Source organism: Arthrobacter sp. TE12232, from assembly GCF_054062615.1.
Genome location: NZ_JBSSFK010000001.1, coordinates 2,652,933 through 2,668,546 on the forward strand (window position 1 = coordinate 2,652,933; position 15,614 = coordinate 2,668,546).

At 66.4% G+C, this 15,614-nt stretch carries 11 protein-coding genes; 5 read left to right on the plus strand and 6 right to left on the minus strand.

Annotated features, from left to right (window positions below; genetic code table 11):
- The first annotated feature begins 1 nt into the window (after position 1).
- Positions 2–2,731 (plus strand): WecB/TagA/CpsF family glycosyltransferase, encoded by a 2,730-nt coding sequence (locus tag ACVWZ7_RS11785; RefSeq protein WP_456507940.1) that lies wholly within the window; start codon positions 2–4, stop codon positions 2,729–2,731.
- On the opposite strand, the gene ACVWZ7_RS11790 is transcribed toward ACVWZ7_RS11785, so the two are convergent.
- Positions 2,661–3,530, minus strand: a complete 870-nt coding sequence (locus tag ACVWZ7_RS11790; RefSeq protein ID WP_456509104.1) for an amino acid-binding protein — start codon at positions 3,528–3,530, stop codon at positions 2,661–2,663. The two genes, ACVWZ7_RS11785 and ACVWZ7_RS11790, sit on opposite strands and share 71 nt — an antisense overlap.
- A gap of 211 nt (positions 3,531–3,741) precedes the next feature.
- A complete protein-coding gene (gene mscL / locus ACVWZ7_RS11795; RefSeq protein WP_456507941.1) occupies positions 3,742–4,260 on the minus strand; it encodes a large conductance mechanosensitive channel protein MscL in 519 nt (172 codons plus the stop codon).
- Positions 4,261–4,510: 250 nt separating this feature from the next.
- Between mscL and ACVWZ7_RS11800 the strand changes: the two genes are divergently transcribed.
- Positions 4,511–5,575 (plus strand): FUSC family protein, encoded by a 1,065-nt coding sequence (locus ACVWZ7_RS11800; RefSeq protein WP_456509105.1) that lies wholly within the window; start codon positions 4,511–4,513, stop codon positions 5,573–5,575.
- On the opposite strand, the gene ACVWZ7_RS11805 is transcribed toward ACVWZ7_RS11800, so the two are convergent.
- A complete protein-coding gene (locus tag ACVWZ7_RS11805) occupies positions 5,572–6,876 on the minus strand; it encodes an MFS transporter (RefSeq protein ID WP_456507942.1) in 1,305 nt (434 codons plus the stop codon). The genes ACVWZ7_RS11800 and ACVWZ7_RS11805 overlap by 4 nt on opposite strands.
- A 132-nt stretch (positions 6,877–7,008) precedes the next feature.
- On the opposite strand from ACVWZ7_RS11805, the gene ACVWZ7_RS11810 reads away from it, so the two are divergent.
- From ACVWZ7_RS11810 to ACVWZ7_RS11820, 3 genes are all read left to right on the plus strand, one after another.
- Complete coding sequence (locus tag ACVWZ7_RS11810; protein WP_116766729.1) at positions 7,009–7,788, plus strand: IclR family transcriptional regulator; 780 nt, start codon at positions 7,009–7,011, stop codon at positions 7,786–7,788.
- A 93-nt stretch (positions 7,789–7,881) separates the two neighbouring features.
- A complete protein-coding gene (locus ACVWZ7_RS11815; RefSeq protein ID WP_116766728.1) occupies positions 7,882–9,072 on the plus strand; it encodes a 4-hydroxybenzoate 3-monooxygenase in 1,191 nt (396 codons plus the stop codon).
- A gap of 116 nt (positions 9,073–9,188) precedes the next feature.
- Positions 9,189–9,581: a nuclear transport factor 2 family protein gene (locus ACVWZ7_RS11820; protein WP_116766727.1), complete on the plus strand. Its 393-nt coding sequence runs from the start codon at positions 9,189–9,191 to the stop codon at positions 9,579–9,581.
- Position 9,582: 1 nt separating this feature from the next.
- Here ACVWZ7_RS11820 and ACVWZ7_RS11825 read toward each other — a convergent pair whose 3' ends face one another.
- The 3 genes from ACVWZ7_RS11825 to ACVWZ7_RS11835 all read right to left on the minus strand — a co-directional run bounded on the left by ACVWZ7_RS11825 (position 9,583) and on the right by ACVWZ7_RS11835 (position 15,571).
- The gene (locus ACVWZ7_RS11825) at positions 9,583–10,017 is read right to left on the minus strand and encodes an acyl-CoA thioesterase (RefSeq protein WP_116766726.1); all 435 of its coding nucleotides are present in this window, start codon (positions 10,015–10,017) and stop codon (positions 9,583–9,585) included.
- 46 nt (positions 10,018–10,063) lie between these two features.
- Positions 10,064–10,567, minus strand: coding sequence for a GNAT family N-acetyltransferase (locus tag ACVWZ7_RS11830; RefSeq protein WP_091248278.1), 504 nt, complete (start codon positions 10,565–10,567; stop codon positions 10,064–10,066).
- A gap of 153 nt (positions 10,568–10,720) precedes the next feature.
- Positions 10,721–15,571 (minus strand): NAD-glutamate dehydrogenase, encoded by a 4,851-nt coding sequence (locus tag ACVWZ7_RS11835; protein ID WP_456507943.1) that lies wholly within the window; start codon positions 15,569–15,571, stop codon positions 10,721–10,723.
- Positions 15,572–15,614: the final 43 nt, after the last annotated feature.

A 15,614-nucleotide genomic window follows, 5' to 3' on the forward strand; every position in this document is an offset into this window, starting at 1 on the left:
TATGGCTGACAAAGTGGTTTTAGGCGGCACCCCTGTGGATCTTGTGGATCCGGAGGCGGCCCTGGATGTCATTCTGGACAGGGCGGCCCGCCCCGGTGACCGTCCGCTTGCCGTGGCGTCCGTGAATCTGGACCACCTTCATCATTTCGGCACCGGGGGGCGCTGGGCGGGGACCCTGCACGCGGACCCCGCCAGCACCGCCGACTGGCTCTATCTACTTGACGGCGCACCCCTTGTTGCCCAGTCGCGGAGGCTCACCAGACGCCACTGGCCCCGCCTGGCCGGCAGCGATCTCGCGGCTCCCCTGTTGGCCCGCGCGGAAGACCGGGGCCTCCGCGTGGGGTTCCTTGGCGGGTCGGACGAGAGCCACCGGCTCCTGACGGCCAAAATCGCCCGGGAACATCCGCGGCTTAGAGTCGCGGGGATGTGGTCGCCGTGCCGGGAAGACCTCGCCTCGGCGGAAGAATCGAAACGGATCGCCGGCAGCATTGCCAGTTCCGGCGCGCAAATACTATTTGTCGGCCTGGGCAAACCCCGCCAGGAGCTCTGGATGGACCGGTACGCAGGGCTCACCGGCGCGGGCGTCCTCCTGGGCTTCGGTGCGGCGGTTGATTTCCTGGCCGGTCGGGTGAGTCGCGCGCCCCAATGGGTGAGCGACCACGGACTGGAATGGGGCTTCCGGCTGGCCTTGGAACCTCGGCGCTTGGCCGGACGCTATCTTGTCGACGGGCCTCCGGCGTACGTCAAACTCCGCACCCGGTCCCGCGCGGTTACGCCCACCCTTCCCGAACAACCGCCTACCGGCGTGCCGGCCTACAGAACTCCGGGCCACTTCACCGGGCCCGATGGATCGGCGGACGTTGCGGCCGTCATCGTTACGTACAACAGTTCCCGCGACATCAATGGCCTGCTGATGAGCCTGCGCACCGAAACGCGGGATCTGACCCTGCGAGTCCTGGTCGCAGACAACTCCTCCAGCGACGGCACGCTGGGGCTGGTCCGCCGCCGTCACCCGGACGCCATCGCGTTCCCGACCGGAGGCAACCTGGGATACTCCGGCGGCATTAATGCCGCCATGCGGCGGGCTGGGGACGCGGCCACCGTGCTGGTGCTCAACCCCGACCTGCGGGTGGAACAAGGCAGCGTCAAGACAATGCTGCACAGGCTACAGGCCTCAAAGGCAGGTGCCGTTGTGCCCCGGTTGGTTGATCCGAGCGGGGCGGTCAGCCCCACGCTGCGCCGCGAACCGAGCATTGCGCGGAGTCTCGGTGATGCGTTCCTGGGCCGGCGCGCGGCCAGCCGGCCGGCGTGGCTGGCAACGAGTGATTTCGACACCGAAAGCTACGCCCATCCACACACTGTTCATTGGGCAACGGGTGCCGCGCTGATGGTGCGGCGTGCGGTGGCAGATGCCCTGCCGTGGGACGAATCGTTCTTCCTCTACTCCGAGGAGGTCGATTTCTTCCGCCGCCTGCGGATGCTGGGTGAAACCGTCTGGTACGAACCTGCCGCGACCATGACCCATGTGGGTGGGGGGTCCGGCGCGTCACCGGAGTTGAACGCCTTGCTTGCCGTCAACTGCATCCGCTACATCCGCAAATACCATTCGACGGCCTACGCGGGGGCCTTCCGCGGCGCCGTGGTCCTGTCCGAAGCTCTTCGGTCCTGGAGGGCCGACCGCAAGGGCGTCCTGTGGACGGTGCTGAACGAACAGCTCTGGACCAGCCTGCCCGGGCCCACGAGCGAGGCGCATGTTGAAGACTTCCCGCACGGTTCCGTGATTATCCCGGCCCACAATGAGTCCCAAGTGATAGCGCGAACCCTGGCGCCTCTCGCTCCGTTGGCGGCAGCCGGAGTGGTGGACGTTTTCGTCGTCTGCAACGGCTGCGTCGACGACACGGCCGAGATCGCCCGCGGCTTCGACGGCGTGACGGTGCTGGAGATTGACCAGGCGTCCAAGTCCGCTGCGTTGAACGCTGGCGATGCCGCCGCCACCCGGTGGCCAAGGCTCTACCTGGATGCCGACATCCAAATCACCCCGGCAGCGGTTCGGGACGTGCTGGACGCCCTGGCTCCCGGTGGCCTTCTGGCGGCGCGCCCGGCTGTCCGGTTCGACCTGGAGGGTGCCCATCCGCTGATCCATGCCTACTACGGCACTCGCCTGCGGCTGCCGTCGGCACGAAGCGGGCTCTGGTCGGCCGGCGCCTATGGCATTTCTGAGCGCGGGCATGACCGGTTCGCGGAGTTTCCCGACGTGATCGCGGACGACCTCTTCGTGGACCGGCTTTTTTTGCCGTCCGAGAAAGCCGTGCTCGACGTGGAACCGGTGGTGGTGCGCCCGCCGCGCACCCCTGGTGCCCAGTTGGCGGTGCTGAACCGGGTCTACCGAGGCAACGCCCAGCAGAACAGCATGGAGGAACGTCACGGCACGGCACTGGGCACGCTGAAGGAGGTGGCACAGTCCATCCGCGGCCCCCTCTCCGCCGTCAACGCGGCGGTGTATATCGGGTTCGCGGTCGCCGGCCGTCGAGGCGCAGTGCCGGCGGGCGGGTGGGAACGCGACGAAAGTAGCCGCTTGCCTGCCGCGGACCGTCACGATTCCCATGACGATTCCGCTTCCGGCCGGCCTATCACGCGTGTTCCGGTCACGGGTATTCCGGCTAGTGGAGTCCCGGTCCGGGGAGCCGGCCCGCTCCATTCCAGTCCTCCGTCGTCAGCTTCCGTGGGATAGCTTCTGCCGCCGGGTGCGGATTAGGCGGCGACGCCGGCCGGTGCGCCAGGATCTCGGCGAGTTCGGCAAGCCGGTGCGCGCGGGCGGATTCGGCCGGCGTGAACGGCTCGCCGGGGCGGAAGAACGTAATGGGCCCGTGCCACGCCGTCGGAATTTTCAGGACCGTACCGTTCGCGGGGGTCGCCTCGGCGCTGCCGGAGGCCTGTCCCGTGATGATCCGGGCCCGCAGCAGTTCCGCGACCGCCAGCGGGAGCTCCTCCGGGCTGGCCGCGATCCGGGCGGCCAGGCTCAGCGCCCCGGTTTGGCCGTCGGCCATGGCAAGGGCCGTGGTCGGCCAGACATGAGGGTCCGCCCCGCCGCCCGCCCGCAGCGCTCGGAGCAGATCGGCCTCGCGGACTTCACCCGGTGCGGAGAGCACGAACTCGTCCAGCACGCCGCCGGCCACGGGGTGAACGTGGATACTGAGAATGTTGGTGTCCAGCCCGGCCAAGGCCTGAGTGAGCTTCTGCAGCGACCCGGGCTTGTCCTTCAAGACGGTCCGCGCCCGCCACAGGGCAGGCGCCGCGACGAGCCGTTTGCGGTGGCGCAGTGCCGGGGCGTGCAGCCAGCCCCGGAGCATCCGGGCCGCCGAGGGTTCCGCCACCCAGATCACAAGGATGGTCGCGGTCATCGTCAGAACCAGGACCTTGGCAACATAGGGCAGGTGCGTTCCCACCACCGCCGCATGCACCAGCAACTCGATCGGAAGCATCACGGCGATATTCGCCAGGGTCAGCCGGGTCTTGGTCGGTTCCGGCATCTGGCCGCACACTTCGCAGCTCAACTCGGAAGAGGCAGGGTGCCGGGTCGTGCCGGGGGACTTGCCTGAGGTCTTACCTGGGGTTTTGCCAATGGCATCGCGCGTCATGCTCCCATGATTCCGGCCCGCTGTTTCGGCCGGATTGCCGCCGGGTGACGGTTTCGGACCGCCGCTGCCGACCTACCCGCGGCAGGCCTGCGGCAGGACGCGTCTAGCGGCTGGCCACGTGGCGGGGACTGTCCTCGTCCACGGTCCCCGCGAGGTTGCCATCCCCGTCGCTATCCCTGCCGCCCTCCACGTTACGGTCGCTGCCGCCGTCGGGTTCCGGGCCTGCCAACCGGGCCAGCAGGTCGCGGATTTCGGCCAGCAGCGCGGTGTCGGCCGGGATCGGCTCTTCCTCGGGCTCCGCTGCGCTCAGCCGGTACTTGACCATCCTGTTGATCCGGTTCATGGGGGCCACGAAGATGAAGTACACCACCGCGGCGGTGATGAGGAAGGTCAGGAAGGCGGTGACCACAGCGCCGATGTTGACGAAAGTCTTGTCGTTGCCGGGCCAGATGTGGAAGCCCAGGCCCTGGGTCTCGACTCCGCCGGCCGCCGCGATGATCGGGTTCACGATGTTGGCGGTGAAGGCGCCGACCAGGGCTGTGAAGGCGGTGCCGACGACGACGGCGATGGACAGCTCGATCACGTTGCCGCGCAGGATGAAATCCTTGAATCCTTTGAGCATGGGAACCTCCGGTGTGCGTTGCTGGATGTCTCTGCCGTGAGTCGCTTGTCTGATTCACAGGTGCTTGATTCAGTTGCCTGATTCAACCGATAGACGCTACCACTTCGCCCGGTGCCCGTCAGATTCCGATCAACGGGTCACTATGCGGCGGCGGCGACGTTCCGGCGTAAAATCCACGGTGGATGCCAGTGCCGCCGTCGTAATATACAGACCGCAACGAAAGGCGCCCCAAGCTATGGAGGCCGGCACCGTGAAGCTGTTCGCCGAGATGTTTACCATCGCTCCTGCCAACAAGGACCACCAGGTTGCCCTCCGCTGCGCCGTGGGCGTCTTTGTCCCGCTGATAACCCTGGTGCTGCTGGGCCGGCTGGATCTGGCAATCTTCGCCTCCTTCGGTGCCTTCACCGGGATCTACGGCCGGAATGAACCGCACCCCCGGCGGCTGACGCTCCAAGTGCGGGCCGGAGGACTCATGCTCCTGGTGATGTTGCTGGCCGCCCTCACCGCCCGTGTGGACGGGCTCCTCGCCACCTGGCTCCTGGTTGCGGCCACCACCGTGGTGGCGGGCGGTTGCTCCCTGGTCGTCGCCATGTGGCGCCTGCGTCCCTCGGGTTCGCTGTTCCACATCTTCGCGTTCGCGGCCATCGCGTCGATCCCCAACCAGCCCCCGCTGTGGCAGTGCATGCTGGTGGCCGTGCTCACGGTCGCGTTCTCCCTGCTGATCGGCCAGTCCTCACGCCTGGCCCGGAGCCGCCGGACCCCGTGGGTCAGGGCCAAGCCCGTGAGCCTGACGCCGGCTGAGAAGCGCGCCGCGTGGCAGGAGAGTGCGGGTTATCTCGTGGCGGCGGGCCTGGCCGGAACGCTGGGGACCCTCGCCGGCGAATGGCTCGGGGTCGGCCACAATTACTGGGCGATGGTGGCCGCCGTCGTGCCACTCGTGGGGCACACCACCAGGCACCGGGTGAGCCGCGGCCTCCAGCGTATCGCCGGCACGGTCGTGGGACTGGTACTGCTCGCCGGGATCCTGCTGCTGCAGCCGACGCCGTGGCAGACGGTGCTGGTCATTGCCGCGTGCCAGTTCGGCGCTGAGATGTTCATCGCGCGTCAGTACATGCTGGCGCAGGTCTTTGTCACGCCGCTGGCCCTGATTTCGACGCTTCTCGTGGCACCTGTACCGCCCGGCATCCTGCTCCGCGACAGAATCGTGGAGACCGTGATCGGTGCCGCCGTCGGCATCGCCGTCGTGCTGGCGCCAGGGGCGTGGCGCCGCCTGAGGGGCCGTCGCGGGATGGCTGCGCCAAGGCGCCTCACCTAGGATTGCCCGACGCTGGCACCAGTGCGGGACGTTGCGGCGATGGTCTGCGGCACGAAAGCCAGGGCGAGAACCGCCAGGACCGCGGCGGCGGCGAAAACGTAGAAGCCCCACGGGTAGGCGATGCCGGCGGCGACCAGCGCGCCGGTGACGGCCGGACCCAAAATGGCACCCAGCCGCCCCACGCCCGCGGCGAAGCCCAAGGCGGTGCCACGCAGTCGAGCAGGGAAGAGTTGGCTGACCCAGGCGTAGACCAGGACCTGGGAGCTGAAGACGAACACGCCGGTGACAAAGACAGCGGCGTAGAGCACCACTTCGTTCTGGATCTGGATGCTGAGACCGGCGAGGAACACGGCGGAAAGGCCAAACCAGAGCAGAACGATCCTCTTGGTGCCGTGCCGGTCGGCCAGGACTCCGGCAATCAGGAGGCCCACCACGGCTCCGACATTGAGGACCAGGAGCAACGCGAGGCCGGCGTTCAGGCTATAGCCGGCGGAGGCCATGAGCTGCGGGAGCCAGGTGTTCAGACCGTAGACCAGCAGCAGGCCCATGAACGAGGCCACGGCCACGCCGGCGGCGATCAGCGGGTAGGGTTTGCGGCCCAGGTCCCGGAAACGGGCACGCTCGTCCTCCGGCGCTGTTTGCGGCGCAGCCTTCGCGCGGACCGGGGCGTTGGCCGGGGTAGTGGTGGCCGGTGACGTGGCGGCTACGGGGACGTGGTGCACCGGCGGGAGGGTTTCCGGAAGCTTGAACCACAGGAAAGGGACCAAGGCAAGGCCGGCTAGGCCGCCCACAACGAACATTGTCCGCCAGCTTGGAATCACCATGATGGCCAGGAACGCGGTGGCAATGGCGCCGGCGTGGTATCCGGTCATGGTCCGGGTGGTGGACTTTCCAGCCGTTCCGGCGGGCGCGTAGTCGTTCATGTAGGCAAGCGCTGCTGGCAGGCAGGCGCCAAGGCCGAGGCCGGCAAGCAGCCGGAACGTGCTGAACCATGCCACGTTCGGTGCGAAGACGACGGCGATCGTAAAGATGGAGAACCACGTCACGCAGGCCACCAGCAGGTTCCGCCGGCCGAAGCGGTCCGATAGCGGGGAAATGAAGAGCGCGCCGAGCCCCACACCCACCAGGGAGATGGTCGCAGCGAACGTCGCCCCGATTGCGTCGAAGCCAAGTTCATGCGACTTGATGAGTGTCGGGATGACCGTGCCGAGGACCACCAGGTCAAAGCCGTCCAGCACCATGGCCAGCCAGCAGAGCCACACGGGCCACCTTGATTTGTTGCCCAATGACGACATTGACATTGCTACCTCAGCGCTATTCTTGACGTGGTTCCTTGCGCCCGGCCAGCGTTGGCCGGACTTTCCTATCGTGAGAGTTCTATCACTCGTCGGTGTTGTATGGGACACTTCATACCATTGAACGGAAGGAGTATCGTGGCCAATTCGACCTCCGGCGACTCGGTGGTGGACCGGATCCTGCGGCTCATTGCCGCCTTCCCGGAGGGTGTCACGGCACTGCAGCTTTCCGACCTTGCCGCCAGGGCAGAGCTTCCCCTGACCACTGCGCACAGGCTGGTCCGGCAACTCGCCGGACATGGACTCCTTGATGTCGGCCCTGGCGGCTCGGTCAGCCTCGGACTGCGGCTTTGGGAGCTCGTCAACCGCAATTCCCCCACGCTTGAGCTCCGCCAGGCTGCGCTGCCCTTCATGGAGGACATCCAGCAGGTGCTGAACCAAAACGTGAACCTCGCCGTGCTGGATGGCTGGGAAGCGCTCTTCGTGGAACGGCTGTCCCGCCGGGGTTCTGTTGCCAACCGTGCCCAGGTGGCCGGCCGGATGCCCGTGCACGTGTCCTCCGCCGGGCTGGTGCTCATGGCCAACCAGACCCACGCCGTCCAGATGGACTACCTGGACGGGTTTAGCGATCCGACCGGCAAGCTGGTCAGGGAGGATCTGCGCGCCCTTCTGGGGGAAGCTGCCCATCAGGGATACGCGCAGCTGGCCGGCGTCGTGGACCCGGACACCTGGGGGATCGCCGTCCCCGTGCTGGACCGCAGGAAGCGTGCAGTGGCGGCCCTCGGCGTCGTCGTCCCCCTCCGCGAAGTGCGCCTGCAGGCGCTTGTTCCCGCTCTCCAGACCGCGGCCCGCGGGATCGGGAGGAGGCTTGGAGAGCCACGCGAGACCATCGAATTCCATTCAACGGAATCAATGTAACGCGTATCACGCATCGGGGTCCACACTGGTAGCCAGACGACCAAACCGGCCCAGTTCCCGACCCCCGGGACCCCGCAACGAAGCGAGAAGCACATGGCACAGCGAAAAGTCATCACCACCCAGGTAGCGATCATGGGGGCCGGCCCGGCCGGGCTCATGCTCTCCCACCTCCTGGCCAAGGCCGGCATCGAATCCACCGTCCTCGAGATCCGCAGCCACCAGGAGATCTCCGAGACGGTCCGTGCCGGGATCCTGGAGCACGGCTCGGTGAACATGCTCGTTGACAGCGGCGTCTCGGACCGCGTGCTGCGCGACGGCGACCGCCATGACGGAATTGAACTTCGTTTCAACGGCGAAAGCCACCGCATCGATTTCCAGGACCTCGTCGGGGAGTCGGTCTGGCTCTACCCGCAGACGGATGTGTTCCTGGACCTCGCCGCACGCCGGAAGGCCGACGGCGGGGACGTCCGGTACAGCGTCACGGACACCACTATCCACGACATCGAGGCCAAGCCCAAGGTCTGGTTCACGGATGCGGACGGTGTGGAATACGAACTCCAGGCCGATTTCATCGCCGGTGCGGACGGTTCGCGCAGCCATTGCCGCTTCCAGATCCCCGAGGCACAGCGCAAGTGGTACTTCCACGAATACCCCTTCGCCTGGTTCGGCATCCTGGCAGAGGCGCCGCGCAGCTCGGACGAGCTGATCTATGCCAACTCCGAGAACGGCTTCGCTCTGATCAGTCAGCGCACCGAGACGGTCCAGCGGATGTACTTCCAGTGCGACCCCAACGAGGACGTCAACAACTGGAACGAGGACCGCATCTGGGACGCCTTCCGCAGCCGCGTTAACGGCAACGGCTTCGAAGTCAAGGAAGGGCCCGTGATCGACAAAACGGTCCTGAAATTCCGCAGCTTTGTCCATGCCCCCATGCGCCACGGCAACCTGTTCCTTGCCGGCGACGCCGCGCACACCGTCCCACCCACCGGGGCCAAAGGCTTGAACCTGGCGCTGAACGACGTAAGGGTCCTCTTCGAGGGATTCGACAGCTTCTATTCCACCGGCTCCACTGTGCTCCTGGATGCCTACAGTGACCGTGCCCTGGACCGGGTGTGGAAGGCCCAGCAGTTCTCCTACTGGATGACCTCCATGCTTCACACCCCGGCCGACGCCGACGACTTCGCCCGCGCCCGCCAGCTCGGCGAGCTCCACTCGGTGGTGTCGTCCCGCCACGGCCGCGCCTACCTCGCGGAGGCCTACACCGGCTGGCCCGGCGCCCGCTAGGACGTCCGCCAGAGCCCCGGATCGGGCTCATATTTCCGTCGACAGGCCCCGGCGCCAGGACTAGCCTTTAACCGTCCCAGCATGACCCCACAAGGATGACGGAGAGGTGTCCGATCATGGGAACCGCAGAGAATGTTGAACTGGTCCGGCGCGGGTACGAGGCCTTCAACTCAGCAGATATGGCGACCCTCAGCGACATGTTCGCGGAGGACGCGGTCTGGCACGTTGCCGGAAGCGGCGTGCTATCGGGGACGAAACAGGGGCGAGACGCTATCCTGGCCTACTTCGGTGAACTCGGAGCACGCACCCAAGGTCACTTCCAAGCCAACGTCCAGGACATCGTCGGCGGCGAGAAACACACTGTCGCAATCCAGCAAACTCACGGGGAAGCCAACGGCAAAACCCTGGACATGCCCACCGTGATCACGTTCGTGGTTCGCGACGGACAGATCGCGGAGGGGCGGGAATTCTTCGAGGACACGGCCAAAGCCGACGATTTCTGGACCTGATTTAGTCCTGTTCGAGAGTTCCGGTCAGGTGATGCGTGGGAATCCGGTCCCGGTCATAGGTGATCTCCGTGTATCCGTGCGGCTCCGGCCTCCCGGACGGGCTCAGGTTCACGAAGACGATTTCCTCGATTGTGAGGATGCTCTGCCGGGTGATCATGTTCCTGACTTCGGCGCGCATGGTCAGCGATGTCCGGCCGAAGCGGGTCGCGGTCAGGCCCATTTCGATCAGGTCGCCCTGGACGGCCGAGCTGACGAAGTTGATTTCTGAGATGTACTTCGTGACGGCCCGGCCGTTGCCCAACTGCAGGATGGCGTAGATGGCGGCCTCTTCGTCGATCCACTTCAGCAGGCTGCCGCCAAACAGGGTGCCGTTGGCGTTGAGGTCCTCGGGACGGACCCATTTGCGGGTGCGGAAAGTGATGTCGGCCGATTCCATAGTGCGAGATTAGCCCACTCCATTCCGGGCGGCGTTGTATGACGCCTCACGCCATGGCGGTGTGCGCGGCGCTGTGCGAATCGATCGGCTTCGCGTAACAGTAGGAGTGTTGGACCCCGATGTACGGTCCAAAGTTCGGCACGGGCACAAAGCCCGAGTTCTCGTAGAACTGCCGCCCGTCGGTCTGTACCGAGCCGGCCTCCGCGGTCAGTGTGGTGATGCCCAGCGCGTGGGCGTGGGCTTCGAGGGCCGCGAGGATGGAGCTCGCCACCCCGGAGCCGCGGGTGTAGGGCAGAACGTAGAGGCGCTTGATTTCGGCAGTGCGCGCGTCCAGCATGCGCAGGCCGCCGCAGCCGACCGGCTGGCCCGAGGCTTTGTCATGCGCCACCAGGAATACCGCGGTGTCCACTTCCGACGGCGGCGGCCCGGGTTCGTGGTCGGGCCGGCCGAAGCGGGCGTCGAGTTCTGCCTGCTGGGCGGCCCTCAGGTCCGCACCAACGGGGTTCGCCCAAGTGACCTGACGGATGTTGAGCCGCGGGTTGGTCTGCATCACTGCCTCGATTCGCCGAAGGGTTATGCAGTCCAAGGCTAGGCACCAGCGGTTTCCGCCGTGTTTCCTTCCGGTAAGCGTCGGGAGAACTGTGGATTGTGGTGCAGATAGTGCTTCGGGCTCTACGTCCTGGTAGATCCGGGGCAGCACAGCCTAGCGTCGCACCAGTGTCCGCAGGAGTTTCAGTGCCACGGAGATTGAGGCGATATCCACCTGCCCCGGTTTGGTCACTTCCGCGAGAGTGTCCTTGATCCGCGCCAGCTGCTCCTGATGCCCGCGTTCCCAGGCCACGATGCGCTCCACAGCGTCGGACGTGCCGGCCTCTGCGCCACTGTGGTCTTGGGTGGTCTGCATCACCGAGACCGTCATGTCCGCTACGGCGGAATACACATCATCGCGCAGGGCGGCCCGGGCAAGGGCCTCCCACCGGCTCTGCCGCGGCAGGTCGGTGATGCTGAGCAGCAGGTTGGCGGCCCCGATCCGCTGGAACACCGCATAGTACAGGTCTGCGATGGTGGTGATCGGTTCGCGCACCTGTTCGGAGATCAGGGAGATGTCCAGCAGCCCGAAACTCTCCAAGAGGTCCGAGGCGCGCAGGCCCAGCTCGCGCGGCATCCCCACGGCGTCCCAGTGCGCGAGCCTTCCTTGTGCACGGTCGAGGTCGGAGCCGCGGAGATAGTCCAGGGTTCGGGTCCGCAGCAGTTCCAGGGTTGGCATGATCCTGTCCAAGGCCGCGCCCACGGGCTGGTCCCGATGGTCGTGCGTCACGTACCACCGAGTGGCCCGGTCGAGGACCCGGCGCATATGCAGGGTCGCCTCGGCGACGTGTTCGTTGGGATATCCGGCGGGGAGCGCGGCCAGCCGGTTAACGATCCACGGCAGGTCATAGGCCTCGCGCGCCACCACAAAAGCCCTGGCGACAGCGGCGGCCGTGGCAGTCGTTTCCTCGATGGCGCGGAACGCGAACGTGATTCCGCCGAGGTTGATCATGTCGTTGGCCACGACAGTGCACACGATCTGGCGGCGCAGCGGGTGGCCCGGCAGCTCTGCTTCGAAGCGTCCGGAGAGCTGGCGCGGAAAATAGCCGCGGAGGACGCGCAGGAACCACGGGTCGTCGGCAAGATCGCTGGCGTTGAGCTCCGCCGCCAGTTCGATCTTGGCGTAGGCTGCCAGCACCGACAGCTCCGGCGGGGTCAGGCCCTCACCTGACCGCAGCCGGTCCTGAAGCTGTTCGTTGCTGGGCAGGCCCTCCAGCCTGCGGTCGAGGTCAGTGGCGTTCTCGAGCCAGTCCATGGTCCGTTCGAAGCCCGGGCTCCACTCCCGCACCAGGTGCCGGTCGTTGAGGAGCAGGACATTCTGATTCGTGTTGTTGGCCAGAACAAGACGAGCCACTTCGTCCGTCAGGGAATGCAGGAAGCCGGCACGTTCCGCCGTCGGCATCCTTCCCGCCGCGATCATCCGGTCCACGAAGATCTTGATGTTCACCTCATGATCCGAGCAGTCCACGCCGGCTGAGTTGTCGATCGCATCGGTATTGAGCAGGACGCCGGATAGGGCGGCCTCAATCCGTCCGAGCTGCGTGATTCCCAGATTCCCGCCCTCGGCGATGACCTTCGCCCGCACCTCATTGCCGTTGACCCTGATGGGGTCGTTCGCCTTGTCGCCAACCCCGGCATTGTCCTCCGAGGAGGCCTTGATGTACGTTCCGATGCCGCCGTTGTACAGCAGGTCCACGGGCGCACGGAGGATGGCCTGAAGCACCGTGTGGGGCGGCAGCGACTTGATGCCCGGCTCCAGGCCGAGCGAGCTCCTGACCTGTTCCGTGATGCTGATGGCCTTGGCCCGGCGGGAGTGAACGCCGCCGCCCTCGCTGATCAGTGAGGGATCGTAGTCCGCCCAGGATGAGCGGGGGAGGGCAAAGAGCCGCTGCCGTTCCTCCCACGAGGCCTCCGCCTCCGGCGCCGGGTCAAGGAAGATGTGCCTGTGATCGAAGGCCGCCACCAGCCGCATGTGGCGGGAGAGCAGCATTCCGTTCCCAAAGACGTCGCCGCTCATGTCGCCGATGCCGGCGACAGTGAAGTCCTCTTCCTGACAGTCCACCCCCAGTTCGCGGAAATGGTGTTTCACCGATTCCCACGCCCCGCGGGCCGTGATGCCCATCTGTTTATGGTCATACCCCACGGATCCGCCGGACGCGAAGGCATCGCCCAGCCAGAAACCGTACTCCTCGGCCACCGCGTTCGCGGCGTCGGAAAATGACGCGGTTCCCTTGTCCGCCGCCACGACGAGGTAATAGTCGTCGACGTCGTGCCGCACCACCCGCGCGGGAGGCGCCACTGTCTCGCCTTGCGCGGTGGTGACGAGGTTATCGGTGAGGTCCAGGAGCCCGCGGACGAAGATCCGGTAGCACTCCAGTCCCTCCGTCAGCCAGGCCTCGCGGTCCGCGGCAGGGTCCGGCAACTGTTTGGGATAAAAACCGCCCTTGGCCCCCGTGGGCACGATCACGGAATTCTTCACGTTCTGCGCCTTGACCAGGCCAAGGACCTCGGTGCGGAAATCCTCGCTGCGGTCGGACCAGCGCAGGCCACCCCGCGCCAGGGCCCCGAAGCGCAGGTGGACCCCCTCCACGCGGGGCGAGCACACCCAGATTTCGTATTTGGGCCGCGGAAGCGGCGCACTCGCGACGGCGGCGGGATTGAGCTTGAAACTCAAGTGAGGCTTCCCCTGGAAGTAGTTGGTGCGGAGCGTGGATTCCACCAGGTTCATGAAGGTGCGCAGCAGCCGGTCGGCGTCGAGGACCGGAATGTCGTCGATCGCAGCCAACAGATCCTTCCGGGCCGCGGCGGTCTCCCCGACCCGATCCGGGGCCTCCAGATCGGGGTCAAACTTGGCCCGGAACAGTGCCAGGAGACCGTGAGTTGCCCGGACATTGGCTAGCAAGGTGTCGGCCATGAATCCGTAGGAGTTCGTGGTGCCCAATTGCTGCAGGTACTTGGCATAGCTGCGCAGGATTTCCACCTGGCGCCAGTGGATGCCCTCCCGGAGGACGAGGCCGTCAAAACGGTCCGATTCCGAGTCCCCGCGCATGGCAGCTCCGAAGGCATCCCCCAGCAGCCCGCTGGTCCGGGCAGGATCCACACCGGCCGGATACCGGACGCCAAGATCATAGAGGAACAAAGGCCGGTCGTTCCCGCGCACCACATCGAAGGGACGCTGGTTCAGGACCTCCAGTCCGAGGTTGTGGAAGAACGGCAGGATCCTCGTCAGGCTATGGGCGGAGGTCAGGTAGAGACGGATCCGCGCGTCTTCGGCCAGCGTCGGGGACGCGCTGGCGCGGACATAAACGGCCAGCTGTGGATCGTTCAGCGGCCGTCCGCCTGTGCCGTCGAGATCGAACTGCTCAAACCGCCTGATGTCTTCAACGGCGTCCTCGACGTCGAAATCAGCCCGGTAGCTGGCCGGGAAGGCCGCGGACCATAGTGCCGACAACCGGCGGCTCTCCGCGGTGGACAATCTGTCCCGGAGCGCTTCGTCCAGGCCCTCGGCCCAGGTCCGCGTTGTGCTGACAATGCTCCGCTCCAGTGCAGCGGGATCGACGTCGGGCATCGCGCCGGGAGGCAGCAGGATCCGGAAGAAGACGCGGGCCATGGGGGATTCACTCAGCCGGACTTCAAATTCGAGCGAGGAGGACTGGAAGGCCTGTTTGAGCTCGTGTTCGATGCGGAGGCGGACGGCGGTGCTGTACCTGTGGCGGGGGAGGAAGACCAGTGCGGTCATGAAGCGGCCGTAGCTGTCAGCGTGCAGGAACACCCGTGTCTGGTGGTGGGCTTGCAGGCGCAGGATCTCACGGGCCAGCCCGGAAAGTTCCGCCAGGTCCCGGTGGAACAGCTCGTCCAGCGGGAAGCACTCGAGGACGGTGAGAAGCTGCTTGCCCTGGTGGGATGATTCGGTGAAGCCGAAGTTTTCCTGGATGGCGCGAACCTTGTCCCGGATGACCGGGATGCGCCGCACGGACCGGCCCGTGGCGCCCGGAGCGAAGAGGCCCACAAACCGCACTTCTCCCGTGGCCGTCCCCGCGCTGCCGAAAGTCCGGACGAGGATTTCATCCAGGTAAGCGGGGCGGGGGACGGACGATCTCAGATCCGAGATGGAGAGCGTGAGAACCTGCGCATGGGGGAGCCCCGTGACGGGCTGGCGGGCCTCCGGCCGTCCGTCCCTGAGCAGGCCCAGCCCCGTGCCGGCCCGCACCGTCACGACATCCGGGCCCTCCGCCGTCGAGTATTCATATTCGCTGTAACCCAAGAACGTGAAGTTGCCCCGGTCCAGCCAGCCCAGCAGCTCCACGAGCTGCTCCGGGGTCGGAGCCGTGGCCGCCGGCAGCCGCTCCAAGGAGCCGACGGTGCGCGCGAGACTGGCGTGGATGGCGGGGGTGTCATCAGCGACCAATTGGACGTCCGCCAGGACGCGCCGCACGTTATCCGTAAGCTCCGCGATGGCCCGCGGCCCCGGCAGGCGGCCTATCTCTGCCGCCACCCAGATTTCGGACGACCAACCCGGCGGGATCTGGGCGGCCTCGGGGGCGCCCGGAATGCCCGGGATTCGGCCCGTCGGTGCGGACTGCGGCAACCCGTGCCGTACTTCCAACAACCGGCCGGTACGGGGATCGCGCCGCACCAGAAAATTGGGATGCACCAGCAACCGGATGGACTCGTTTTGGCGCGTCAGTTCCGCGGTGAGCGAATGGATCAGGTGCGGTATGGCGTCGGCAACCACCAGCAGTACGCTGGCATCGCTTTCGTTCAAGACGTCTACGATGGCCGTGCCTGCCCGGTGGCTGCCCGCAAGTTCCGCATGGCGCCTGGCCCGCTTCGCCAGGTTTTCGGGACTGTAGCCCTGGAGGTCCTCCGGCGCTACGTGCTCGTAGTACTCCGCGAGGAACTGTTCATCGAGGCCGTCGAGGATGCTTGCGCGCGCATGCCCCGGATGTGCAGATTTGGGTGACATAAGCCTGCGCCTCCACTGCGCGGGATCAACCGCATGCCGCCGG

Bases quoted from the DNA above. Each gene is read 5' to 3' on its own strand.
- ACVWZ7_RS11785 (WP_456507940.1), top strand. From the start codon at position 2: ATGGCTGACAAAGTGGTTTTAGGCGGCACCCCTGTGGATCTTGTGGAT.
- ACVWZ7_RS11790 (WP_456509104.1), bottom strand. From the start codon at position 3,530: ATGCCGGAACCGACCAAGACCCGGCTGACCCTGGCGAATATCGCCGTG.
- mscL (WP_456507941.1), bottom strand. From the start codon at position 4,260: ATGCTCAAAGGATTCAAGGATTTCATCCTGCGCGGCAACGTGATCGAG.
- ACVWZ7_RS11805 (WP_456507942.1), bottom strand. From the start codon at position 6,876: ATGTCAATGTCGTCATTGGGCAACAAATCAAGGTGGCCCGTGTGGCTC.
- ACVWZ7_RS11815 (WP_116766728.1), top strand. From the start codon at position 7,882: ATGGCACAGCGAAAAGTCATCACCACCCAGGTAGCGATCATGGGGGCC.
- ACVWZ7_RS11820 (WP_116766727.1), top strand. From the start codon at position 9,189: ATGGGAACCGCAGAGAATGTTGAACTGGTCCGGCGCGGGTACGAGGCC.
- ACVWZ7_RS11825 (WP_116766726.1), bottom strand. From the start codon at position 10,017: ATGGAATCGGCCGACATCACTTTCCGCACCCGCAAATGGGTCCGTCCC.
- ACVWZ7_RS11830 (WP_091248278.1), bottom strand. From the start codon at position 10,567: ATGCAGACCAACCCGCGGCTCAACATCCGTCAGGTCACTTGGGCGAAC.
- ACVWZ7_RS11835 (WP_456507943.1), bottom strand. From the start codon at position 15,571: ATGTCACCCAAATCTGCACATCCGGGGCATGCGCGCGCAAGCATCCTC.